This window comes from Labrys sp. LIt4 (assembly GCF_017813775.1).
Lineage (GTDB): Bacteria > Pseudomonadota > Alphaproteobacteria > Rhizobiales > Labraceae > Labrys > Labrys okinawensis_A.
This window is the reverse complement of the sequence record NZ_JAGIPY010000002.1, coordinates 336,334-359,147: the sequence shown is the minus strand read 5'-3', so window position 1 is coordinate 359,147 and position 22,814 is coordinate 336,334. Positions and strand designations below refer to the sequence as shown.

The 22,814-nt window shown below is 63.7% G+C and carries 22 protein-coding genes and 1 tRNA gene; 8 read left to right on the top strand and 15 right to left on the bottom strand.

Annotated features, from left to right (window positions below; translation table 11 throughout):
- Positions 1 to 53 precede the first annotated feature (53 nt).
- From ugpC to J8I29_RS04560, 4 genes are all read right to left on the bottom strand, one after another.
- Positions 54 to 1,145, bottom strand: coding sequence for a sn-glycerol-3-phosphate ABC transporter ATP-binding protein UgpC (gene ugpC, locus J8I29_RS04575; protein ID WP_105865292.1), 1,092 nt, complete (start codon positions 1,143 to 1,145; stop codon positions 54 to 56).
- 4 nt (positions 1,146 to 1,149) lie between these two features.
- Positions 1,150 to 1,971 carry a carbohydrate ABC transporter permease gene (locus J8I29_RS04570; protein WP_105865291.1) on the bottom strand — a complete coding sequence of 274 codons (822 nt, stop codon included), beginning with the start codon at positions 1,969 to 1,971 and terminating at the stop codon, positions 1,150 to 1,152.
- Positions 1,968 to 2,894, bottom strand: a complete 927-nt coding sequence (locus J8I29_RS04565) for a sugar ABC transporter permease (RefSeq protein WP_209430792.1) — start codon at positions 2,892 to 2,894, stop codon at positions 1,968 to 1,970. The genes J8I29_RS04570 and J8I29_RS04565 overlap by 4 nt, the downstream gene beginning before the upstream one ends.
- A 325-nt stretch (positions 2,895 to 3,219) precedes the next feature.
- Positions 3,220 to 4,479, bottom strand: a complete 1,260-nt coding sequence (locus J8I29_RS04560; RefSeq protein WP_209430791.1) for an ABC transporter substrate-binding protein — start codon at positions 4,477 to 4,479, stop codon at positions 3,220 to 3,222.
- Positions 4,480 to 5,042: 563 nt separating this feature from the next.
- Between J8I29_RS04560 and J8I29_RS04555 the strand changes: the two genes are divergently transcribed.
- Positions 5,043 to 6,059: a substrate-binding domain-containing protein gene (locus J8I29_RS04555; protein ID WP_348535980.1), complete on the top strand. Its 1,017-nt coding sequence runs from the start codon at positions 5,043 to 5,045 to the stop codon at positions 6,057 to 6,059.
- Here J8I29_RS04555 and J8I29_RS04550 read toward each other — a convergent pair whose 3' ends face one another.
- The 3 genes from J8I29_RS04550 to J8I29_RS04540 all read right to left on the bottom strand — a co-directional run bounded on the left by J8I29_RS04550 (position 6,060) and on the right by J8I29_RS04540 (position 8,165).
- A complete protein-coding gene (locus J8I29_RS04550) occupies positions 6,060 to 6,953 on the bottom strand; it encodes a DMT family transporter (protein ID WP_209430789.1) in 894 nt (297 codons plus the stop codon).
- A gap of 251 nt (positions 6,954 to 7,204) precedes the next feature.
- On the bottom strand, positions 7,205 to 7,852 hold the full coding sequence (locus J8I29_RS04545) for a cyclic nucleotide-binding domain-containing protein (protein ID WP_209430788.1): 648 nt from the start codon (positions 7,850 to 7,852) through the stop codon (positions 7,205 to 7,207).
- Positions 7,853 to 8,089: 237 nt separating this feature from the next.
- A tRNA-Ile gene (locus J8I29_RS04540) sits at positions 8,090 to 8,165 on the bottom strand.
- Positions 8,166 to 8,313: 148 nt separating this feature from the next.
- On the opposite strand from J8I29_RS04540, the gene J8I29_RS04535 reads away from it, so the two are divergent.
- A complete protein-coding gene (locus J8I29_RS04535; protein WP_209430787.1) occupies positions 8,314 to 9,027 on the top strand; it encodes an SIMPL domain-containing protein in 714 nt (237 codons plus the stop codon).
- 193 nt (positions 9,028 to 9,220) lie between these two features.
- Positions 9,221 to 9,706 (top strand): Lrp/AsnC family transcriptional regulator, encoded by a 486-nt coding sequence (locus tag J8I29_RS04530; RefSeq protein ID WP_082979703.1) that lies wholly within the window; start codon positions 9,221 to 9,223, stop codon positions 9,704 to 9,706.
- Here the strand turns inward: J8I29_RS04530 and J8I29_RS04525 are convergent.
- The 4 genes from J8I29_RS04525 to J8I29_RS04510 form a co-directional block, all read right to left on the bottom strand.
- On the bottom strand, positions 9,703 to 10,185 hold the full coding sequence (locus J8I29_RS04525) for a hypothetical protein (protein ID WP_209430786.1): 483 nt from the start codon (positions 10,183 to 10,185) through the stop codon (positions 9,703 to 9,705). The two genes, J8I29_RS04530 and J8I29_RS04525, sit on opposite strands and share 4 nt — an antisense overlap.
- A 172-nt stretch (positions 10,186 to 10,357) precedes the next feature.
- Positions 10,358 to 10,831 carry a transcription elongation factor GreA gene (gene greA, locus J8I29_RS04520; RefSeq protein WP_105865284.1) on the bottom strand — a complete coding sequence of 158 codons (474 nt, stop codon included), beginning with the start codon at positions 10,829 to 10,831 and terminating at the stop codon, positions 10,358 to 10,360.
- Positions 10,832 to 10,954: 123 nt separating this feature from the next.
- Positions 10,955 to 14,260, bottom strand: a complete 3,306-nt coding sequence (gene carB, locus J8I29_RS04515) for a carbamoyl-phosphate synthase large subunit (RefSeq protein WP_209430785.1) — start codon at positions 14,258 to 14,260, stop codon at positions 10,955 to 10,957.
- A 171-nt stretch (positions 14,261 to 14,431) separates the two neighbouring features.
- Positions 14,432 to 14,650: a hypothetical protein gene (locus J8I29_RS04510; RefSeq protein WP_209430784.1), complete on the bottom strand. Its 219-nt coding sequence runs from the start codon at positions 14,648 to 14,650 to the stop codon at positions 14,432 to 14,434.
- Between the two features lie 364 nt (positions 14,651 to 15,014).
- Between J8I29_RS04510 and J8I29_RS04505 the strand changes: the two genes are divergently transcribed.
- Positions 15,015 to 15,227, top strand: a complete 213-nt coding sequence (locus tag J8I29_RS04505) for a hypothetical protein (RefSeq protein WP_209430783.1) — start codon at positions 15,015 to 15,017, stop codon at positions 15,225 to 15,227.
- Positions 15,228 to 15,317: 90 nt separating this feature from the next.
- On the opposite strand, the gene J8I29_RS04500 is transcribed toward J8I29_RS04505, so the two are convergent.
- Positions 15,318 to 16,187, bottom strand: coding sequence for a LysR substrate-binding domain-containing protein (locus J8I29_RS04500; RefSeq protein ID WP_209430782.1), 870 nt, complete (start codon positions 16,185 to 16,187; stop codon positions 15,318 to 15,320).
- Between the two features lie 132 nt (positions 16,188 to 16,319).
- Between J8I29_RS04500 and J8I29_RS04495 the strand changes: the two genes are divergently transcribed.
- Positions 16,320 to 16,562, top strand: a complete 243-nt coding sequence (locus tag J8I29_RS04495; RefSeq protein WP_209430781.1) for a hypothetical protein — start codon at positions 16,320 to 16,322, stop codon at positions 16,560 to 16,562.
- Between the two features lie 67 nt (positions 16,563 to 16,629).
- On the opposite strand, the gene J8I29_RS04490 is transcribed toward J8I29_RS04495, so the two are convergent.
- Positions 16,630 to 17,694, bottom strand: coding sequence for an extensin family protein (locus J8I29_RS04490; protein WP_209430780.1), 1,065 nt, complete (start codon positions 17,692 to 17,694; stop codon positions 16,630 to 16,632).
- A 20-nt stretch (positions 17,695 to 17,714) separates the two neighbouring features.
- Positions 17,715 to 18,914, bottom strand: coding sequence for a glutamine-hydrolyzing carbamoyl-phosphate synthase small subunit (gene carA / locus J8I29_RS04485; protein ID WP_105865278.1), 1,200 nt, complete (start codon positions 18,912 to 18,914; stop codon positions 17,715 to 17,717).
- A 245-nt stretch (positions 18,915 to 19,159) separates the two neighbouring features.
- On the opposite strand from carA, the gene J8I29_RS04480 reads away from it, so the two are divergent.
- Together J8I29_RS04480 and J8I29_RS04475 are read left to right on the top strand one after the other, a co-directional pair.
- A complete protein-coding gene (locus tag J8I29_RS04480) occupies positions 19,160 to 19,621 on the top strand; it encodes a GatB/YqeY domain-containing protein (protein ID WP_209430779.1) in 462 nt (153 codons plus the stop codon).
- A gap of 75 nt (positions 19,622 to 19,696) precedes the next feature.
- Entirely contained in the window at positions 19,697 to 20,836 is a 1,140-nt protein-coding gene (locus tag J8I29_RS04475) for an alpha/beta fold hydrolase (protein ID WP_209430778.1), read from the top strand.
- 3 nt (positions 20,837 to 20,839) lie between these two features.
- Here the strand turns inward: J8I29_RS04475 and J8I29_RS04470 are convergent, their stop codons facing one another.
- Positions 20,840 to 21,766 carry an NAD-dependent epimerase/dehydratase family protein gene (locus tag J8I29_RS04470; RefSeq protein WP_209430777.1) on the bottom strand — a complete coding sequence of 309 codons (927 nt, stop codon included), beginning with the start codon at positions 21,764 to 21,766 and terminating at the stop codon, positions 20,840 to 20,842.
- 56 nt (positions 21,767 to 21,822) lie between these two features.
- On the opposite strand from J8I29_RS04470, the gene J8I29_RS04465 reads away from it, so the two are divergent.
- Positions 21,823 to 22,779, top strand: a complete 957-nt coding sequence (locus J8I29_RS04465) for a LysR family transcriptional regulator (protein WP_245196655.1) — start codon at positions 21,823 to 21,825, stop codon at positions 22,777 to 22,779.
- The last annotated feature ends 35 nt before the right edge of the window (positions 22,780 to 22,814 follow it).

The following is a 22,814-nucleotide window of genomic DNA, read 5'->3' as shown; positions in this document are numbered from 1 at the left end:
GCTCTCTGACAAGGCTCCAACCGGTCCTTCAGAACGGCTCGGCAACGCCCTGTTCAGGCCGGCAGCCGCCGCAGGGCCGTGCCGTCTGCCTTGAAGACGTGGGAAAGATCTCCAGGCACTCCGATATTCACCTTGGTCGCGGCGACCACGGGCGCGTCCCCGGCGTGGCGCAGCGTCACCAGCCGGCCATCCGCCGTACGCACATAAAGGAAGTGGCTTTCGCCCAGTTCCTCGACGACCTCGACATCGCCGGCGAAGGAGGCCTCTCCACCGGTCTCCTGCAGATGCTCGGGCCGGATGCCGAGCTTCACCTTGTCGCCGGCGCTCACGCCGGTGCCGTCGACCTTGGCGATCACGCTGCCGCCGCCCGGCAACGCGACCTTGACGCCGGACGCGTCGGCGCCCTGCACTTCGGTATCGATGAAATTCATCTGGGGTGAGCCGATGAAGCCGGCCACGAACAGATTGCGCGGATTGTGATAGAGCTCCAGCGGCGCTCCGACCTGTTCGACATTGCCGGCGTTGAGCACCACGATCTTGTCGGCCAGGGTCATCGCCTCCACCTGGTCGTGGGTGACGTAGATCATGGTGGCGCCCATCTGCTTGTGCAGCTTGGCGATGGAAATTCGCATCTGAACGCGCAACGCCGCGTCGAGGTTGGAGAGCGGTTCGTCGAACAGGAAGACCTTGGGATTGCGCACGATGGCGCGGCCGATGGCGACGCGCTGGCGCTGGCCGCCGGACAGCTGCTTGGGCAGGCGCTCGAGCAGCGGGGTCAATTCCAGGATCTTGGCGGCCTCGCGCACCTTCTGGTCGATGGTCTGGGTGTCGGTCTTCGCCAGTTCCAGGCCGAACGCCATGTTCTGATAGACATTCATGTGCGGGTAGAGCGCATAGGACTGGAACACCATCGAGATGCCGCGATCCTTCGGCGTCTTCTCGTTCACGCGCTGGCCGTCGATCATGAGATCGCCCGAGGTGATGTCTTCCAGGCCCGCGATCAGGCGCAGCAGGGTGGACTTGCCGCAGCCGGACGGGCCGACGAAAACCACGAAATCCCTGTCCTCGATGTCCAGGTTGACGCCGTGTACGGTTTCGATCCGGCCGAAGGCCTTGCGGATATTCTTGAGTGTCACACTCGCCATTTGCTTAACCCTTGACGGCGCCAGCGGTCAGACCCGCGACGATCTTGCGTTGGAAGATGAGGACGAGGACGATGAGGGGCAGCGTCACGATGACCGAGCCGGCCATGATGTTGCCCCAGGGCAGCTCCTGCTGGCTGGCGCCGCTCATCGAGGCGATCGCCACCGGCACGGTGCGGTTGTCCGGCGAGAAAGTCAGCGCGAACAGGAACTCGTTCCACGCCGCGATGAAGGCGAGCAGGCCGGTCGTGACCATGGCCGGCCACATCAGCGGCATGAAGACGCGGCGTACCACCGTCCAGGGGCTGGCGCCGTCGACGAAAGCGGCCTCCTCCAGCTCCCGCGGCAGTTCCTTCATGAAGGTGGTGAGCACCCACACCGTGAAGGGCAAGGTCAGGATCAGGTTGGAAAGCATCAGGGCCGGCATGGTGTTGTAGAGGCCGAAGGCACGCACCACCTCATACATGCCCGAGAGCACCGCGACCTGCGGGAACATCGATACGGCGAGGATGGTCATGAGCAGGAGGCCCCTGCCCTTGAAATGAACTCGCCCGAGCGCATAGGCAGCCGTTACCCCGAGGAAAAGCGAGATCAGCACCACCGTGACGGCGACGACGATCGAGTTCCAGATGTTCCAGGCGAAGGGCTGCTGCTCGAACACACCGACATAATTGGAGAAATCCAGGCTATCGGGCAGCAGCGAGGTCGAGAACAGCGCCTGACCGGTCCGCATCGAGGTGAGGATGGCATAGTAGAACGGGAAGACGGCATAGAGGACGATGACGGCGACCAGCGCCCAGAATCCGATCGGCTTGAGGACCTTGCTCATCTCGTTCCATCCTCCGAAACACGCACCTTGCCCACCGTCATGGCGAACACGGTGATGAGGCCGATCACCAGGAACAGCAGCGTCGCCGCCGCCGAGCCGAGGCCCGTCTTGGCGAAGTCCACCAGTTGCAGCCGGGCAAAGCCCGACATCGAAATGGTGTCCCGGCTACCCGAGGTCAGCACATAGATCAGGTCGAAGATGCGTAGCGCGTCGAGGGCGCGGAACACCACGGCGACCATCAAGGCCGGGCGGATCAGCGGCAACGTCACCTTGAAGAACACCTTCACGGGGTGAATGCCGTCGACCTTGGCCGCCTCGTAGCAATCGGAGGGCATCATCTGCAGCGCCGCCAGAATGAGCAGGGCCATGAAAGGCGTCGTCTTCCAGACGTCCACCATGATAACGGCCCACATCGCCGTCTCCGAATTGGCGGTCCAGGCGATCGGAGCCGAGATGATGTGCAGGCTGAGCAGGATGTGATTGAGGATGCCGAACTGATCGTTGAGCATCCACAGCCACATCTTGGCCGAGACGATGGTGGGAATGGCCCAGGGGATCAGCACGGCGGCGCGCACGATGGCGCGCCCCTTGAAATTGGCATTCAGCACCAGCGCGACGATGGTTCCGAGCACCGTCTCCAGCGCCACGGAAACCAGCGAGAACCACACCGTATTCCAGACCGAAAGCCACCACACCTTGTTGGCGAGCAGGCCGATCCAGCGTCCGTCGACGTTGGCGAGATAGTTCGAGAAGCCGACGAGCTTGTAATTGCCGGGATTGCTGAGCTTGGCATCGGTGAAGCCGAACCAGATGGTGCGAAGAAGCGGCCATCCGGCGACGATCGCCAGCACGACCAGCATGGGCAGCAGGAACAGCCATGCCGACCGAACCCTTGTCCGTGTCAGTTCTGATTGACTTGCCATCGGGGACTCCCAGAAGGGCAGGAAGAGTTGGCCGGCATGTCAGCCGCCACTCCAGTCGAAACGCGGGAAATCCATACGTGCCCGGCGGCCGGCGAAGGCCCGGGGCGTTTTGCGCTCTGAGCAGTCAGCTCGAACCGCAAGGACGCCCTGGCCAATCCGCCGGATCGGCTTGGAAACACCGAGCCGGAGCAGACAGGTGCTCCCTCATGGCGCACGCTGCTCCTGACATCAGGAACCAGGCCGGGTCGGCCAGATCGCGAGGGATGATAGAAGGGAGGAAAGAGCGCCGCGAACCTGAGGGTTCGCGGCGCAGTCGGGGAGGATCCTACCAGCCCGAGCCCTTGATGTTGGCGAGTTCGCCGTCAAGGTCCTCGAGAGCCGTCTCTGCCTTGGCCTTGCCGGACAACACGCTGGCAATCGCGTTCCAGAAGGCGTTCGAAACTTCGTTGTAGTTGGCGCCGGTGATCTTGGAGGGACGGGCGACCGCACTGGTGAAGGTCGCCTTCAAATCGCCGAAGAACGGCACGGCCTTGAGGACATCGGCATCCTCGTAGAGGCCGGCAATGGTCGGGTTGTAGCTCCCCTCGATGGCACGGCGCTTCTGTTCATCCTTCGAGGTCAGGTAGACGACGAGGTCTGCAGCAAGATCGGCCTTCTTGGAATATTTGGAGACGGCGAGCTGCCAGCCACCAAGCGTGCCGGTGTTCTTGCCGTCAGCGCCACCCTTGGGCAGGGCCACGACACCGATCTTGCCCTTGACCGGACTGTCGGCGCCGTTGCCCAGCGACCAGGCATAGGGCCAATTGCGCATGAAGGCCGCGTTGCCGGACTGGAAGACGCCGCGCGCTTCCTCCTCGCCATAGTTGAGCACGCCGTCCGGCGAGATCTTGCCGATCCAGGAGGAAGCCAGGGTCACCGCCTCGGCCGCCTTGGGATTGTTGATGGTGATCTTGCCTTCAGCGTCGACGATAGTGCCGCCGCCGAAGGAGTCGATCCACTCCAGCGCATCGCAGGTCAGGCCCTCATAGGCCTTGCCCTGGAACACGAAACCCCAGAACTTGTCGTTGCCGCCCTTGCGCTCGCCCTCCTGGACCTTGGCCGCGGCTTCGGTCATTTCCTGCCAGGTGGTCGGCGGCTTCAGCCCGTTCTTCTCCAGGAGATCCTTGCGGTAGTAGAGCACGCCGGCATCGGTGAACCAGGGCATCGCCACGAGCTTGCCGCCTACGGTGTTGTTGTCGATGATCGCGGGAAAATGCTCCTTCTCCGCGCCCTTGGTGTAGGGCGCCAGATCGATGAAGTGATTGGCGAGGATGCCGGGCCAAATCACGTCGATCTGGAAGACGTCGATGTCGCTCGCGCCGGCCGACAGCAGCTGCTGATAGAGCGCCAGCCTTTCATTGGTATCGTTGGGTGTCGAGACGATCTTGACGGTGTTGCCGGTCTTCTTGGCCCAGGCTTCCGCACCACTCTTGCACAGCGCCAATTCCTGGCCGACCGCGCCGCAGGAAATCGCGACCTCGGCAGCGCTGGCGAAACTCGTAAGAGCGATAGAGGCAGTCGCGGCCAAAGCCCAACGCATGAACATGCGGTCGTCCTCCCTTTTATGTGCCGTAGCTGCCTCCTCTATGGCAGGTCAGCATAGGCAACCGACATTTCCTCGTTCGAAGTCCCTTTTGGCAGAGCTTCTATAATCTACTTCAAAGCGCTTTGAATTCTCATTCCGACAAAAGTTTGCCTTTGTCAAGGCGACCCCGTGGCAAAACTGCGTAACAACTAAGGCGCCTGAGCAGATCCTCCAAAAGTAGCATGCTCCATTCAAATAATTTGATTGAAATTCGGAACCGTTGATGGCTTTGAGCGATTGCGTGAGAAACTTGTGAATTTCCGAACAAATATGCCGGTTGCGCTACCTATTTGCCGGGAAAGAATTAAGGTGACTCAGAAAAAATAATAGAAAGCGCCAGTCCAAAGCGCTTTAATGAACAGATGCGGTCTGATCGCTGCTTGCGATCGGGAGACTACCAGGACGGGTACGCAGTATCGCGAGCTATTCGCCGTACCCGACAAGCGTCTCGCTCCGATCCGTGGCATGACGGGCTTGCTTCTGTTCATCGAGAGAAACGACAAGGCCCCGGAAGGAACGTTGCGGTGAACTTGAAAGAACTGTCACAGCATCTGGGCCTGTCCCAGACGACTGTCAGCCGCGCGCTCAACGGCTTCCCGGAAGTTGGCGAAGCGACCCGCAAGCGTGTGCTGGAAGCGGCCGAGACCTTCCAATACCGCCCCAACGCCAGCGCGCGCAAACTCGCCACCGGCCGCGCGGGAGCGATCGGCATCGTATTCTCGTCCGATCGCAACATGCTGCTCGATCCGATCTTCACCGATTTTCTCGCGGGCGTCGCCAGCCAATGTTCGCGATCCGACAATGACGTGCTGGTCTCCTCGGCCCATGGCGACGAGGCCGGCACTTATCGGCGCCTTGCCCGCGTCCGCTCGGTGGATGCCATGTTGCTGTCCTCGCCGACGGTCGACGATCCGCGCATCGGCATGCTGCAGCGGTTGGGCATGCCTCTGGTGGTGCATGGGCGCACGCAGACCGGCCTCGATTATCCCTATCTCGACATCGACAATGAGGGAGCCTTCGACAAGGCCACCACATTGCTGATCGATCTGGGCCATCGCCGGATCGGGCTGCTCAACGAAAACCTGCACTTCACCTTCGCCACGCATCGCTCGCGAGGCTGGCGCCGGGCGCTGACCGCCAGGGGCCTCCCCGCCCCTCCCGAACTCGAGGGCGGCGCCCGCATGACGGAAGAAAACGGCTATCGCATGGCGCGAGGCCTGTTCGACCTTCCGGACCCGCCGACCGCCCTGCTCTGCTCGTCGATCTTCCTGGCGCTCGGGGCCATGCGGGCTGCCCGGGAAACGGGCCGGATCGTCGGCAAGAACCTGTCGCTGATCGCCCATGACGACGGCCTCGACGCCATCCGGCCGGAAACGCTGACGCCGGCCCTCACCACGACCTTCTCGTCCATCCATGCCGCCGGTGTCCGCGTGGCCGAGATCGCCATGGCCCTGTCGAACGGCGCCGATCCCGCCGCCGCCGCGGAAATCTGGCCGGTCGACCTCGTCTTCCGCGGCTCGACCGTACCGCCCGCGCCCTGATTACTCGGCCGGCGCCGACACGGTCGTGCGGTCGCGATAGAAGACGAACAATCCGCTGCCGATGATGATGCAATTGCCGACGACGATCGGCAGCGTCGGCACGTCGCGCCAGACGATCCAGCCCATCAGCGTCGCCCATACCATGGCCGAATATTGGAACGGGGCAAGCATCGCCGCTGGCGCCATGGCCAAGGCGCGCGTGATGCATATGAAGCACACCATCGCAACGATGCCGACGAGGAACATCAGGGCAAGATCGAACCAGCCCGGCGTGACCCAGGCAAACGGTATCGTTGCCGCGCCGATCACGCCCGCGCCGGCGAACTGCCAGACCACGAGGGGAAGCCAATGCGTACGCCGCAGGCGCCGCGTCACGGTAACCGCCAAGCCGAACATGATGGCGCCGATGAGGGCGATGGGCGAGGCGGAGGAAAACAGTTCCGCCGAGGGCTGCAGCGCCACGAGAACGCCGATGAAGCCGGCGATCACCGCGCCCCAGCGGAACGGCTCCACCCTTTCGCCGAGCAGGGGAACCGACAGGGCGGTAATGATCAGCGGTGCCGCCATGTAGAACGTCATCACATCCGCGAGGGGCATGCTGCGCGTCGAGAAATAGAAGCAGAAGGTGTCGCCGGCCATGCACAGGATGCGCAGGACCTGGAGCCGCCACTGACCGAAATCGAAGAGATCGACCTTCAGGTGCCAGACCATCGGCGCGAGGACGATGGCTGCACCGACGGAGCGCAACAGCAGCAACTGGCCGACCGAATAGTCCGCAACCAGCCATTTGCCGAGCGCATCGTTCAGGGCGAAGAGGAACACGCCGATGAGATAGAGCGCAATGCCCATGCCGACGCTTGCGGCCCCGATGCCGGCCTGGCGGAGGGAAGTCATTTCGGTCTCGTTTCCTGCCGGGGCAAGGCACCATTCAGCAATGGATGCGCCTTGTTCCGGCTCCTTGGTTCCAAGCGTCTTTGCGAGTCAGGCCGAGTCCGTCAACTCGCAAAGCGTTTCCAGGCGCGTGGCATGATGTCCGAGCGGTCCAGCCGTCCGCCGGGCATCACCCCGCCCCGCCGGATTTCCATTTGTCATACCAATATCCAGAGGCAGCGGAAAGAGGCAATCTCTCGCTGCCCGCAAGGGATTCAGGCGGCAGCCATCTTCGCCGCCATGTCCGAAGCGAGCAGGCCGTCGAGCGCGACTTTGATCAGCGGGCGGCGCACCCGCAGGGCGTTGAGGGCAGTCACCGGCCATTCGACATAGCAGGTGCCCGGCTCCACCGTCACGGTGGCCGACGCGGGCTGGCGGCGCAGGAAGCCGGCCTCGCCGACGAAGGACTGCGGCCCGAGAACCAGGCTGCGCCCGGCCTTTTCCACATGGGATCGCCCCTCGAGCACGTAATAGATCTTCTCGACTGCCTCTCCCTCCCTCAGCAGGGTGTCGTTGCCTTCGCTGCGCCGCCAATGACCGATCTTCATCAAGGAGCGAAACTCGCCCGGCGATAGCCCGCCGAGGGCAGCGAACAGCCGGCGCTCTTCGGCGCTCAGTCGAAACTGGGTGCGGGCCAGGACCAGCCTGGCCATCATCAGGAGATTCACGCCCAGATTGACCACCGTCCAGAACAGCGCGTCCCACAGCATGATCTCGGGCACGACCAGATAATAGAGAATGTAGAGCAGGGTCGAGACGACCAGGAGGGCGCGCAGGACGAGCTGATCGCGACAGGTCAGCGCCGCGACAGCAATGAGGGCGGCGGCATGGATCAAGCCGAACCGGACGATTTCGAAGAACATTTCAGCACCAGGACGGGAAGGCCGGCTGGGGCATCACGCCGCCAGCCACGGCATCGACATGGTGTGTTCGCCGCCCAAATGCTGTGCGCCCTCGCACGAGTCGGCCAAGAAGATCAAAGCCCGGCGCCAACGGCATTTGGGTAGGCATGCTCCGCTCTGCGACGTGATCTGGCTGCCCACGCCTCAACGATTCGGGGGCAAATGCTTCAAAAACGTCGTAGCCAGTGGGGTTTTGTCTGGTGGGCCCGGAGGGACTTGAACCCCCAACCAGACCGTTATGAGCGGCCGGCTCTAACCATTGAGCTACAGGCCCGGCTGTGCCAGACGCCGCATCTATAGGCAGAGTCTCGTCAAGGTTCAATCGGCTTCCGCAATTGCGACGCCTGCCTTAGATCCCGTCATCATCCCGCCGCCTTCGATTGCAAGGTTCCGCTCGCAATTTTCTTCATTGGAGTTCATCGATGCTACCGTCCTTCCTCGCCCGACCCGCCCTCGCCGCCCTGCTGCTGGCTGGCGCGCTCGGTGCCGCCCAAGCCGAGGATTTCAAGCGCGTGGTCGCCATCAACGGCGAAGCGACGGTCGGTGCCAAGCCGGACCTGGCCTATGTCAGCATCGGCGTGCAGAGCGCCGGCAAGGTGGCGCGCGAGGTGCTGACCGCCAATTCCAAGACGACCGGCGAGGTTCTCGCCGCGCTCAAGGCAGCCGGCATCGATGCCAAGGACCTGCAGACCTCGGGCTTCAGCGTGCAGCCGGCGAGCCAGCAGGACGGCAAGTTCTCATCGAGTTCGGAGGACGGCCCCGCCATCGCGGGTTATACCGTTTCCAACACCGTGAACGTGACGCTGCGCGACCTGCCCAAGCTCGGCGACATCCTCGACAAGGCGGTCAGCGCCGGCGCCAACAGTATCGAAGGCATCCAGTTCATCGTCTCCAACCAGTCGGTCCTGCTGGATGGCGCCCGCAAGACGGCCCTGGACGATGCCAGACGCAAGGCGGAGATCTATGCCAGGGCCTCCGGCCTGCGCCTGGGCAAGCTGGTGGATCTGAGCGAGAATACCGGCCCGATCGGCGGCGGCCTCTATCGCGCCAAGGCCGTGCAGGATTCGGTGCCGATCGAGTCCGGAGAGAGCACGCTGAACGTCACCGTATCCGCGCGTTTCGAGCTGGAAGACTGATCCTCCGCGCCTCTCCCAGTATCGGGCAAGGTTCCAGGGGCCAGCAGGGCAATTCCTGCAATGCTGGCCCCGCCGGCTTTCCGCACACGCAAGTTTGTTTCACGCAGCAAGGCCGATTGGGTAACAAAGATGCTTGCTTGACTGTTCTCGCCGGTTTAGGACGGCGTAACCGCTATTAATCGGAAAGCTTATCGTGCGCGCACGCCTTGATGCTGTTGACTGGAAAATCCTGCAGGAACTACAGGCCGATGGCCGCATGACCAATGTGGAACTGGCCAAGCGCGTCGGCATCTCCGCGCCCCCCTGCCTGCGGCGCGTGCGCGCCCTCGAAGATGCCGGTGTGATCAAGGGCTACCGCACCCTGCTCGACGAGGCTTCGCTCGGCTACGAGATTACCATCTTCGCCATGGTCAACCTGACCTCGCAGGCGGGCGCGGATCTGCAATCCTTCGAAACTTATGTGAAGAATCAGCCCCTGGTACGCGAATGCTGGATGCTGTCCGGCGACGTGGACTTCGTGCTCAAATGCGTGGCGAAGGACCTGCGCTCCTTCCAGGCCTTCGTGGCGGAGCTCACGGCCGGGCCGGCGGTACGCAACGTCAAGACCGCGCTCACCCTGCGTTCCATCAAGGACGACCCGATCGTTCCCCTCGAACTCGATGTGAGCGAAGGGGCCTAAACGAGCTTGCTCAGCAGCCAATGCGCATAGCTGGATGCCAGCCAGTCATAGCGGCGCGGCGTCGGGTCGGGCACTTCGGGAGCGGCATCCACCGAGCTCGTGGTGGCAAAGAGCGGGAAGCTCTTGATCACGCCGCCCGATGACGACAAGAGCGTGACGCGGCCATCGAGCGTGTCGACGCTGTCGATGCTGATCAGGCCGCCATCCGAATCCACGGGAAAACTGATGTCGGTGAGTGCCACCGACAATGTCGCGCCGCCCTTCGCGCCGGGCTGGTAGCGCGAGCCGAGCTGCCGGACGAGATTGCGCTGGAGATAAGGCGGCATGCGCTGGAGCCAGAGATTGCCGCTGCCGCTGACCTGCACCCTGCGGATGACCGGAATGGCCGGATTATCGGCGTAGGAAGTGGCGCAACCGGTGAGCAACAAACCTGCGCCAATGGCCAGGAAGCCTCTGCGCCCGACACGTCCCGAAGTCATGATAGCCTCCTGCTCGCGATATTTGCTTTCTATAGAACGCGCCGCGCCGCCGATCGAAGCAAATTCGCGCGACCATGTCGCATGTCTTCGACGATAGTGCATCCGACAGCAAAACGCCGCACCCGGTGGGATGCGGCGCCTTGTCAGAAAGGGTCTGAAACCCGCCGTCGGCTCAACGCCAGGCGACGTTGGCGATCTCATAGGCCTTGGGGCCCTTGGGCGTGTTGACCTCGACGGAAACCCCGATCTTCTTGCCAACCAGCGCGCGGGCGAGCGGCGAGCCGATCGAGATCTTGCCGGAGCGTACATCGGCCTCGCTCTCGCCGACGATCTGATAGGTCTTCTCTTCTTCCGTGTCCTCGTCGATCAGCGTGACGTGAGCCCCGAATTTGACGGTATCGCCGGACAGTTTGGAAACGTCGATCACTTCGGCGCGCGATAAGATGTCTTCGAGTTCGGCGACACGGCCTTCATTGTGGCCCTGTGCTTCCTTGGCCGCATGGTATTCGGCGTTCTCGGAAAGGTCGCCATGGGAACGTGCCTCGGAAATCGCCGCGATGATGCGCGGCCGCTCGATCTGCTGCCGTTCCCTCAATTCTGCCTCGAGCGCGGCATGACCTGCCGGCGTCATCGGGATCTTGTCCATTGCTTCGTCTTCTCTTTCCAAACGCAAAAAAGATACGCGCCGGACGGACTTCCCCGGCGCGGCTGACATATCGGATTTGCAATACTACGGTACCCTCGCCCCAGCGGGAGAAGGCGCCCTCCTTCAGAAATAGGACTGCAGCGCCCGCACTTCCAGATCACCGCCCTTATTGGCCTTGATCCCCTGTGCAGCCGCCACCGCTCCGAAGAGAGTGGTGTAATATGGGACTTTATGCAAGAGGGCGGCACGTCGCAACGAACGCGAATCCGCCAGGGCCTGGGCTCCCTCCGTGGTGTTGAACACCAGCTGGATACTGCCGTTCTTGATGGCATCCACGATATGCGGACGACCTTCCAGGACCTTGTTGATACGCGTGGCCTCGACGCCGTGGCCGGCAAGGAACTGCTGCGTACCGTCGGTGGCGACGATCGCGAAACCCAGATCGGCGAGCAGGCGCATCGAATCGAGGATGCGCGGCTTGTCGCTCTCCTTCACCGACACGAACACCGTGCCGCCGGAGGGCACGGTCACGCCGGCGCCGAGCTGGCTCTTGGCGAAGGCGACGGCATAGTCGCGGTCGAGGCCGATGACCTCGCCCGTCGAGCGCATCTCCGGGCCCAGCACCGTGTCGACGCCTGGGAAGCGCGCGAAGGGATGCACCACTTCCTTGACCGCGATGTGATCGAGCCTCTTGGCCTTCAGGTCGAAGGAGGCCAGGTTCTCGCCGGCCATGACGCGCGCGGCGATCTTGGCGATCGGCTCGCCGATCACCTTGGCCACGAAGGGCACCGTGCGCGAGGCGCGCGGGTTGACTTCGAGCACGTAGATCAGGCCGTCCTTGATGGCATATTGCACGTTCATCAAGCCGCCGACGTCGAGGGCGAGCGCCATCGCCTTGGACTGGCGCTCCAATTCGGCCAGGATTTCGGGGCTCAGCGAGCGCGGCGGCAGCGAACAGGCCGAATCCCCGGAATGGATGCCTGCTTCCTCGATATGCTCCATGATGCCGGCGACGAAGACATCCTTGCCATCGGCCAGGACGTCGACATCGACCTCGACCGCGTCGGAGAGATAGCGATCGAACAGCAGCGGGTTCTTGCCCAGCAGCGTGTTGATCTGGCCCGTCTTGTCGTTGGGATAACGCGTCTTGATCTCCGGCGGCACCATTTGCGGAAGGGTGCCGAGCAGATAGTCGTCGAAGGCGACCTCGTCGCGGATGATCGCCATGGCGCGCCCGCCCAGCACGTAGGACGGGCGGACCACCAGCGGCAGGCCGAGATCGGCGACGACCAGGCGCGCCTGTTCGACCGAATAGGCGATGCCGTTCTTGGGCTGGCGCAGGCCGAGCTTGTCGAGCAGGCGCTTGAAGCGGTCGCGGTCCTCGGCGAGGTCGATCGCGTCCGGCGTGGTGCCGAGGATGGGAATGCCCGCTTCTTCCAGCGCAGCCGCCAGCTTCAGCGGCGTCTGCCCGCCGAACTGCACGATGACGCCGTGCAGGCTTCCCTTTGATTTCTCGATCTCGAGGATCTCCAGCACGTCCTCGGCCGTGAGCGGTTCGAAATAGAGGCGGTCCGAGGTGTCGTAGTCGGTCGATACCGTCTCGGGATTGCAGTTGACCATGATGGTCTCATAGCCCGCATCCGAGAGCGCGAAGCAGGCATGACAGCAGCAATAGTCGAACTCGATGCCCTGGCCGATGCGGTTGGGACCGCCGCCGAGGATGACCACCTTCTTGCGGTCGGACGGGTTGGCCTCGTCGGCCGGCGCACCGGCGAAGGGCGGCGCATAGGTCGAATACATATAGGCGGTGGGCGAAGCGAATTCGGCGGCGCAGGTGTCGATGCGCTTGAAGACGGGATGCACCCCGAGTTCGGCACGCAGGTTTTTGACCGTTCCTTCCGGAACGCCGGCCAGAGCATCCAGGCGACGATCGGCAAAGCCCATCGCCTTGAGGGAACGCAAGGCACCCGGTGTCCTGGGCAGGCCGATCTCGCGCACCTTCTGCTCGGTCTCGACGATGCCGCGGATCTGGGCGAGGAACCAGGGATCGACCTTGCAGACGCCATGGATCTCGGCGTCCGACAGGCCCAGGCGCATGGCTTGGGCGATGTTGAGCAGGCGGTCCGGCGTCGGCTTGCCGAGCGCGGCCCGGATGGCGTTCTTGTCGTCGCCCTGGCCAAGGCCCTCGATCTCGATCTCGTCCAGGCCGTTGAGGCCCGTCTCGAGCGAGCGCAGCGCCTTCTGCAGGCTCTCCTGGAAGGTCCGGCCGATGGCCATCGCCTCGCCGACCGACTTCATCGCGGTGGACAGGATCGGCTCGGCGCCCGGGAACTTCTCGAAAGCGAAGCGCGGGATCTTGGTGACGACATAGTCGATCGTCGGCTCGAAGGAGGCCGGCGTCGCGCCGCCGGTGATGTCGTTCTCGATCTCGTCCAGCGTATAGCCGACCGCAAGCTTGGCGGCGACCTTCGCGATCGGGAAACCCGTGGCCTTGGAAGCCAGCGCCGAGGAGCGCGACACGCGCGGGTTCATCTCGATGACGACGAGGCGCCCGGTAGCCGGATCGACGGCGAACTGCACGTTCGAGCCGCCCGTCTCAACCCCGATCTCGCGCAGCACCGCGATCGAGGCGTTGCGCATGATCTGGTATTCCTTGTCCGTCAGCGTCAGCGCCGGCGCAACTGTAATGGAATCGCCGGTATGCACGCCCATCGGATCGATATTCTCGATCGAGCAGACGATGATGGCATTGTCCGCCTTGTCGCGGACGACCTCCATCTCGAACTCCTTCCAGCCGAGCACGCTCTCCTCGACCAGGACCTGGGTGGTCGGCGAGGCGTCGAGGCCGCGCTCGATGATGTCGATGAACTCGGCCTTGTTGTAGGCGATGCCGCCGCCGGTACCGCCCAGCGTGAAGGAGGGACGGATGATGGCGGGAAGCCCGATATAATCGAGCGCCTCCAGCGCCTCGGAGAGGCTGTGGGCCAAGCGCGAGCGCGGCGTCTCCAGGCCGATCTTGGCCATCGCCTCACGGAAGCGCTCGCGGTCCTCGGCCTTGTCGATGGCGTCGGCATCGGCACCGATCATCTCGACGCCGAACTTCTCCAGGACGCCCATCTCGGCGAGCTTGAGCGCGGTGTTGAGCGCGGTCTGGCCGCCCATGGTCGGCAAGAGCGCGTCGGGGCGCTCCTTCTCGATGATCTTGGCGACGATCTCGGGCGTGATCGGCTCGACATAGGTCGCATCCGCCAGGTCAGGATCGGTCATGATCGTGGCCGGATTGGAATTGACCAGGATGACGCGATAGCCCTCCTCGCGCAGGGCCTTGACGGCCTGTGTTCCCGAATAGTCGAATTCGCAGGCTTGGCCGATGACAATCGGGCCGGCGCCGATGATCAGGATGGAGGAAATGTCGCTACGTTTTGGCATCGCTCGTCCGATTTGGGAGGGCCGGCATGAAAAAGCCGCGGAGGGGACTCCACGGCACCGGGCGGATCGAGCGGTTCGACTAAACCATTTTGGCGTCTTGCGAAAGGGGCCGTTTGCGGACTGCTGCGGAAAGTGACGATCGCGAGAGGGAATCCAGGGGTCGACCGGCCTTCAGAGCGGTTCTTGCGACGTGCATTCCGCCGTTAGGCCGCCCGGCATACGCAGGATGTAGATGTAGAGCGTGTCATCAGGGCCGAAGTTCATGACATAGCTGTCGATCGCCTCGCCCTCGCGCTGCAGGAGCGCACGGCAGGATTCGGCCGCCTGCGCCGACAGAGATGTGGCAACCAGCCCCACGGCGACGAGGGTGCGAATCAAGACCCAGGCCATCGGCTTTCCTTTCGAGGAGGGTTTTGGCTCGGAACCATAGGAGATGATGATGCCGCGTCACCCTGGAAACGGCCACGTTTCGCCATCATCGCCCCTCACACCTGTTATTGCTGTGTTTCAGCTGCGGAGACTTTGCATGATCGGGCCGCGATTTGCCTTGCTCGCCACCTGCCTTGCCTTGGCGGCCTGCCGCCCCTCCGGATTATCCGCGTTGGACCGCTCCAGCGTCACAGGCGTGCTTCTCGACGAAGGCCGCCCTGTCGCCGGAGCACAGATCCGTGTGACCAACTCGCGCCTACCAAGCCGCTCGACGCTTACCAGCACGGACCAGCGGGGACGCTTCTCACTCAGCGCAGGCGACGCCGTGTCTGCCACCCCTGGCGCAGACGTGTTGCGCATCGAAGCGAGCGGCGAGGACTACCACGCTGTCGGGCTGGTCCCGGCCGGTTCCGCCGCCCTCACCTGCCAGATCGACGCCAGTGGCACCTATGCGCCGAACAGGCAGGAGCGCTTCTGGAGCGGTAATGATATCGAGTGGAAGCCGGGGCAGCCGGTCAAGGCGCTGAACTGCAGGTAAGGCCGAAATCGATTCCGGAAATAGGCGCTCTTCGAGTGCAATCGCCCGTGCAGGAGGCGAAGAGCGGACAGGATGCCCGCGGTCCTGCCCTCATCGCGCCTGCGCCAGCACGAAGCGCCGGAAGGCCGCGACCTTGGGCAGGGCCAGTGCGCCCGGCGGATAGGCCAGATAATAGCCATAGCCCAGGGTGACTTGCCGATCGAACAGCGCCACCAGGCGTCCCTGGCGGATCAGGCCTTCGACCACGCTGCCGACAACCAGACCCACCCCCTGCCCCGCGAGCGTCAGCTCGATCAGCACGTTCTCATCGTCGAAGGCCGGCCCGGCCTGCGCCAAGGCCGGATCGAGATGGGCGACGGCCAGCCATTCCCGCCAATCGCTGCGGTCCTGGTCATGCAGCAATCGCGCGCGGGCAAGGTCCGCCGGTTCGATGAGGCGCAGGCGTTCGACATAGTCGGGCGCGGCCACCGGTAGCATAGCGGATCGCCCGATCAATTCGGCCGTCAAGCCGGGCCACTTGCCGAGCCCACCGCGAATGGCCAGGTCGATGCCTTCGGCCACGATATCCAGCGGTGCCTCGGTATGGCGCACCGAGATCTCGATGTCGGGATGGAGCTCGGCAAAGCGCGGCAGGCGCGGCGCCAGCCAGCGGGCCCCGAAGGAGGGCGTGGTGGTGATCGAAAGCAGGCTCTGCGAGCGCCTGATGCCGGCGACCGCACGCTCGAGTTCCCCGAAGGCCGCGGTGGCCGCCGGCAGCAATTGCTGCCCGGCGGCGGTGAGCTGCAGGCTGCGCGTCGTGCGCTGGAATAATTTCACGCGAAGCTGGTCTTCCAGCACCCGGATCTGATGCGACACCGCCGCCTGGGTGACGTTCAGCATCTGCGCCGCCCGGGTGAAGCTGAGCGCCTTTCCCGCGACGGCGAACACACGTAGAGCCGGCAGGGACGGCAGCGTCTCCATATGTCCCACTCACAAGAAAAACTTATAAGTAGTGCATTATATTCAAGCCGAACTCGTTTGTCGAACGGCTCACACTTTCTGAAAATAGCCATCAGATCACCGGATTCACGCAATTGGTGAGGAGGTATTTTCATGATGGATTCTTATCTAACCGCCGGCTTGACCAGGGGCCTTAGCCTTGCGTTGTCGCCCCTGGTCGCAACCGATGACGCGGAACGGATGGCGGGCGGGCAGCTCCGCGAGGAAGCGGGCGAATGCGGCGAGCCGGCGAAAGTATCAAACCCCGGCCGTGTAGCCGGCATTCTGGCCATGGCGTGGAGCAAGTTCAACTCGCGTCCGCCGAAAAAGCGCAGCACCGCTGGATTTGCGCGTTGAGATGAACCCAAAACCTGCCCGACGAGGGCACGCCAAACGCGGAGTACCGATCCTGTCTGAGACGGCCTTACCGGCAGCTCTTCCAGCGACCGAGATCCATGTGGAAATGGTCCTCGTGATAGCCATCCGAGCCAGGACCCAGCACGACCTGGAATACACCGCATGTCACGCCATGAACCTGCTTCAGGAAGGCAGCCTTGGCCCCCCCGCCCTTGAAGTCATGACGGACGGTGATTTCCTTGCCGCTGGCCGTGATATAGCCGGAAATGTCGATGGCATTGCCCTTGGCATGCTCGGAGAGCTTGGCGCCGCGTATATTGTTCATGCCGCGGCAGACATAGGAGGCAGCCACCTTGATGGCGACGACGTTCTCGCCGAGATATTGCTTGGCGGCGGCCTGCATGCCGGCCTCCCAGCGCACCAGGCCGTTGACCATGGCGTAATCGACGGTGGCGGCCGGCACCAGCGTGGTGCGGCTGCTCGGCCCCAAGGCCATCAGACGATAAGGCTGCGCGACGCTGCAGGCCCCCTTCACGATGGCGGCTTCCGGCACGGCGCGCGCCAGATTGTTGATGGCGATGCCCGCGCCCGGCAACCCGCCAAGCATGGCGACCTTGGTCTCCGGCGGCGGCGCATTGAAGCCCGGATTGGTGGTCATGCGGTCGTCGATACCGCCGGGGCGGCGCACGGGCAGAGGCACGAAGGCATGTGACAGGGTGCCCGGCGGCAAGGCCGCGTCGGGCTTGGCATTCGGCGCGGCGTCGGCTTGCGTCGACGTCCCTTCGGGCTCCGGCCCTGCCATGTCGATATCGGTATCAGGCCGCTCCGGCGGCAACGGCGTGTCGGCGGCATAAGCCGATACCACCGTGGAATTATTGGGGCGAGGACGCTCCGGCGGCGTGGGTACGCCGCCATGGACGATGAGGTCCGGCAGGCCCTCCAGCCCCGTCGAAGCCCTGATGGCTCGCATCTGGTTGGGCTTGGGCTGGAGAGGCGGCAACGGCTTGGCGTTCGCCGCGGCGATGCTCTTCTGAAAGTAATCCGGCAGAGGAACCAGCGTCCCATCTGCCGATTGCGCCGAAGCAGTGACGCAAGAAACCATCAGGAAGAGACAGGCGACGCTTGCTCGCATGCACACTGCTCCGGTTGCGATCAGGCGTTGTGTTGCGCAACTGCGGCAACACCATGGCGAGATGCCATGTTTTCGACAAACCGCTTAAAGAGGTAGTGGCTATCCTGTGGACCGGGGGAAGCTTCGGGATGGTGCTGCACGGAGAATACCGGCTTGCCGGTGACGGCGATGCCGCAGTTGGAACCGTCGAACAGCGAGGCATGGGTTTCCACCACGCCGGCCGGCAGGCTGTCGCGGTCGAGCGCGAAACCATGGTTCATCGAAACGATCTCGACCTTGCCGGTGGTGAAATCCTTGACCGGGTGATTGGCGCCGTGGTGCCCCTGCTTCATTTTGGCCGTACGGGCGCCGAGGGCGAGGCCCAGCATCTGATGGCCGAGGCAGATACCGAAGATCGGGATGTCCTTTTCAAGCAGGGTCTTGATCGCCGGCACGGCATATTCGCCCGTGGCCGCCGGATCGCCCGGGCCGTTGGAAAGGAAAATCCCATCGGGCTGGAGAGCGATGATCTCCTCGGCCGGCGTGGTGGCGGGCACCACGGTGACGGCGCAGCCGGCCGCCGCCAGCAGGCGCAGGATGTTGCGCTTCACGCCGTAGTCGATGGCGACCACCTTATATTGGGGCGCCTCCTGCTTGCCGAAGCCCTGCGACCACTCCCAGGTGGTCTGGTCCCAATCGAAACGCTGCGCCGTGGTCACCGGCGGCACGAGGTCGAGGCCGTTCATCGAGGGAAGCCCGGCTGCCTCGCGCTTCAGGCCCTCGACATCGAAATTGCCGTCGGGATCGAAGGCGAGCACCGCGTTTGGCATGCCGCCCTCGCGGATCCGGGCGGTCAGCGCCCTGGTATCAACGCCTGCAATGCCAGCGATGTTGCGGGCCTTGAGCCAGGCGTCGAGATGGCGGCTGGCGCGGTAATTCGCAGGCTCGGTGATCGGCGCATGCAGCACCACGCCCCTGACGCCGGAGGAAGAGGCCATGTTGACCGTCTCGATGTCCTCGTCATTGACGCCGACATTGCCGATATGGGGGAAGGTGAAGGTTATGATCTGCCCGGCATAGGAGGGATCAGTGAGGATTTCCTCATATCCCGTCATCGCGGTGTTGAAGCACAGTTCGCCCGCCGCTTTCGTCACAGCCCCGAGCCCGGTGCCTTCGATCACGGTGCCGTCTGCGAGGACCAGGAGCGCGGTTGCCTTGGGTTCCGCCCAGCCATTTTCCATGTCTCTGTCCTTCGCGCTCGCTTGTGTGACGGTCATTTTCATCTTAAGTGCCGGATGAATGGCGGCGGCATACTCGGCTCCGCCCGGCAGACGCGGCGGAAAGTAGGGGGCGGACGGCTTGCCGTCAACCCTTGGCGATGCTCAAAATCATAAGATATTTCAATGATTTGAGACAAGCCCACCAAATATTTCGCTGCCGCGTGCCGCCCGGTGAACAATTTTGATTCCAGGAAAGGTAGGGCATCATGTCTCTGCGCGACGATTTTACCACTGCCGTCAAGGACGCCATGAAGAGCGGCGACAAGGCCCGCCTGTCGGTCGTGCGCATGATCCAGGCTGGGCTGAAGGATCGCGATATCGCCGCCCGCGGCGGCGAGCATGACGGCAAGATCCCGGAAAGCGAGATCCTGTCCATGCTGCAGAAGATGATCAAGCAGGCCGAGGAGACGCTGGAGACCGCGCTCAAGGCCGGCCGCGAGGAAATGGCAGCGGCCAGCAAGGCCGAGATCGAGATCCTCTCCTCCTTCCTGCCCAAGCAGATGGACGTGGCCGAGACCAAGGCGGCCATCGCCGCCGTGGTTGGCGAAATCGGCGCTGCCGGCGTCAAGGATATGGGCAAGGTCATGGCCGTCCTGAAGGAGCGCTTCGCAGGCAAGATGGACTTCGGCAAGACCAGCCCGCTGGTCAAGGAAGCACTCGGCGGTTAAGGACGTCCAAACTCCGCGCTTTTCCGAGACCGATGCGCCCGCTAGATTGCCGGCCGCTGCAACGATGAGGCCGGCATGGCGCCTTCACCACGCTTCCTGGTTCGGTTTTCGGTGGTTCTGCTCGCCCTGGCCGGCTTGGCGTCCTGCGCCGACCGGCCCGGTGCGTTGATGCTGCATCCGGTCTCGATATCGGCAGGTGTCGGCACGCCGGTCAACATTCTGGTCGCCACCACCCGCCAGCGTTCCGAAATCGACAAGCGCGACTTCACGGCCAAGCGCAATTTCGGCCTGAGCTACGAAGCCTATACGATCTCGGTGCCGCCGAACCATGTTGCCGGCAATATCGAATGGCCGAAGAAGCCGCCCGGCAATCCGGCCGTCAACTTCGTGGTGACCAGTTCGGCCCCCCTCGACCAGGCTCGCTTCGATGCGGCGGTGGTGAAGGACACCAAGGGTACCGGCGAAGTCATCGTGTTCGTGCACGGCTACAACACCAACTATCAGGAAGCCGTTTATCGGGTTGCCCAGCTCGAGAAGGACAGCGGCTTCCCCGGTGCCGTGGTCGCCTTCGCCTGGCCCTCGCTCGGGACCTTGACCGGCTATGTCGCCGATCGCGAGAGCACCACCTATTCGCGCGATTATCTGGAGACGACGCTGAACGGTCTCGCCCGCACCCCGGGCGTCAAGCGCATCCACATCATCGCACATTCCATGGGCAACTGGCTGGCGGTGGAGGCTCTCCGTCAAGCCAGGATCCGCGGCAACTCAGCTTTCCTTCCCAAGCTCGGCGAAGTCTTCCTGATGTCGCCAGATATCGACATCGACGTCTTCCGCACCCAGCTCGACACCATCGGCAAGCTCAACCAGCCCATCACCGTGGCGATTTCGCGAGACGATCGCGCGCTCGGCTTCTCGCAGCGGCTGGCGGGCGATGTGCCGCGTGTCGGCAATGTCCTCATCAACAACAAGGAGGCTCAGCAGGCCATTGCCCATTACGGGCTGCGGGTCATCGACATGTCGGATGCCAAGAGCCTGGATTCGATGAATCACAGCAAGTTCGTCGGCCTGCTGCCTTCCCTGCACCAGATGGCGAAGAGCGATGCGGCGGCAGCACGCGGCAATCCGATCTCACGAACCGGGCTGTTTGTCGTCAACACGGCCGGCACGCTGCTGCAGACTCCGTTGCGGCTGGGCGAGGCGATCGTCGGGCAGTAGCCTTCAAGTTTTGATGAAGCTGGCCGCGGTGGCCTGAACTCCGCGTTCGAGCGGCATCGGCCGGAAGCCGAAATAACGCTCGAAACTGCTGCCATCGACCAGGAACGGACGATCGTGCTGATAGGACGTCTCGCTCCACTCCCTTAGAAACGGCACGAACGCCCCAATCAATCTCTGCAGCCAACCCGGAAGCACCTGCAAGCTCGGCTTCACACCGAGCGTGGCGGCGGCCATGCCGATCACCTCGCGCGGGGTGCGCGCCGGCGCGCAGGGCATGACCCAGGCCCGGCCATAGGCGTCGTCCGGAGCGTCGGCGAGCAGGATCGCAGCCGCGGCCACATCCGGCGCATAGGCAAAGGCATGCGGCTCGTCGGCAGCGATGACAAGTCGCGCAGCGCGGCCGGCGGCCAGGCGGCCAATCACCTCTTCGCCGAGCACCGACAGCATCACGCCGGGACCGTAGAAATCCGGCACCCGCAAGGCCGCGGTCTTCACCGCGCCGGCAGCCTGCCATTGACGCGTGATGGCAGCGCGCACCCTGCCCTTGCGGCCGGACGCGTCCAGGGGCGTGTTCTCATGCAGCGGCCCGCGCTGGGGACCGTGCATGTAGAGATCGTCGACAAAGACCAGACGTGTCCCATTCGCGGCGCAGGCCGCCAGCATATTGGTCATCAGCCGGGGCCAGTCCCTTTCCCAGATGGCGGCGTCATAGGCGAGACCGACCGTGCAGATCAGCACGTCGTGCCCCTTCAGCGCGGCGGTCAGGCTGGCTCGGTCGAGGGCATCGCAGGCACGGAACCGCGTGCCGGACGGCAGATCAGCGGGTTCGCGCCGCTGGGCGACAAGCGCCTCTCGGCCCGCATCCGAAAGCTGCCGTGCGATGGCGCGGCCGATGGGACCGTATCCCAGGATCATGATCTTGGCAGACATAGTGCGTTCTCCTTGATGAGGAGACGCTAGCAAGCGCCCTATCATAACTCCAATGCATGCTTTATATTCAATATATGCGCGATGTGCATTTGAAGGCGATCGATCTCAACCTGCTGACGGCGCTCGGCGCCCTGCTCTCCCAGCGCAGCGTCAGCCGCGCGGCGCGCGAGATCGGCCTCAGCCAGCCGGCGATGAGCCGGGCACTCGATCGCCTGCGTCATCTGTTCGGCGACGAACTGATGCTGCGCTCGGGCGCGGGCATGGTGCTGACGGCACGCGCCGAGGCTTTGGCGCCGCAGGTGCAGGAGATCCTGGCCGATATCCGTGCCCTCGTCGCCGAACCGCGTTTCGATCCGTCCTCCGAGCATCGCACGCTGCGGATCGCAGCGGTCGATTCGCTGACAACCTTGCTCTTTCCCGGCGTAATGGTGCGACTGCTCGAGGAAGCGCCGCATGTCGACCTCAGGGCGGTGCCGATCTCAGCGGACATCGCCCGTCGTCTGCAAAGCGGCGATATCGACCTGACCTTCGCCCTCGCCAACTACCCGCTCGCGGCCGGAACTCACAGTGAGACGCTGATGGATGACCGCCTTGCGCTGATCATGCGGCGCGATCATCCGGCCGCTCGGAACGGGCCGCTCAGCCTCGCCGCCTATGCTGCCCTCACCCATGTCACCGTATCCGTCTTCGGGGACGGCAGCACGGAGGCGGATGCAGCGCTGGCAGCGGCGGGGCTGGAACGGCGCATCGGCCTGACCACACCCCATTTCACCTCGGCCCTGATGGCTGTTGCCCGGACCGACATGGTGACCGTGCTCTCTCATGCCTTCGCTCGGCAGTTCGCCGAAGCCCTGGACCTCGTACTGCTGGAACCCCCGCTCGAGCCAGCCGTCCTGAAGATCACCATGGTCTGGCATGCTGCGCGCAAACATGATCGCCTGCTCGCCTGGCTGAGGGGCGTATTCAGGCAGGTCGCGAGCGGTGTCGCCGATCAGGTGCCGCCACGCGGCTGATGATCTCGCGCATGATGCCTCCACAACTTGTGGAG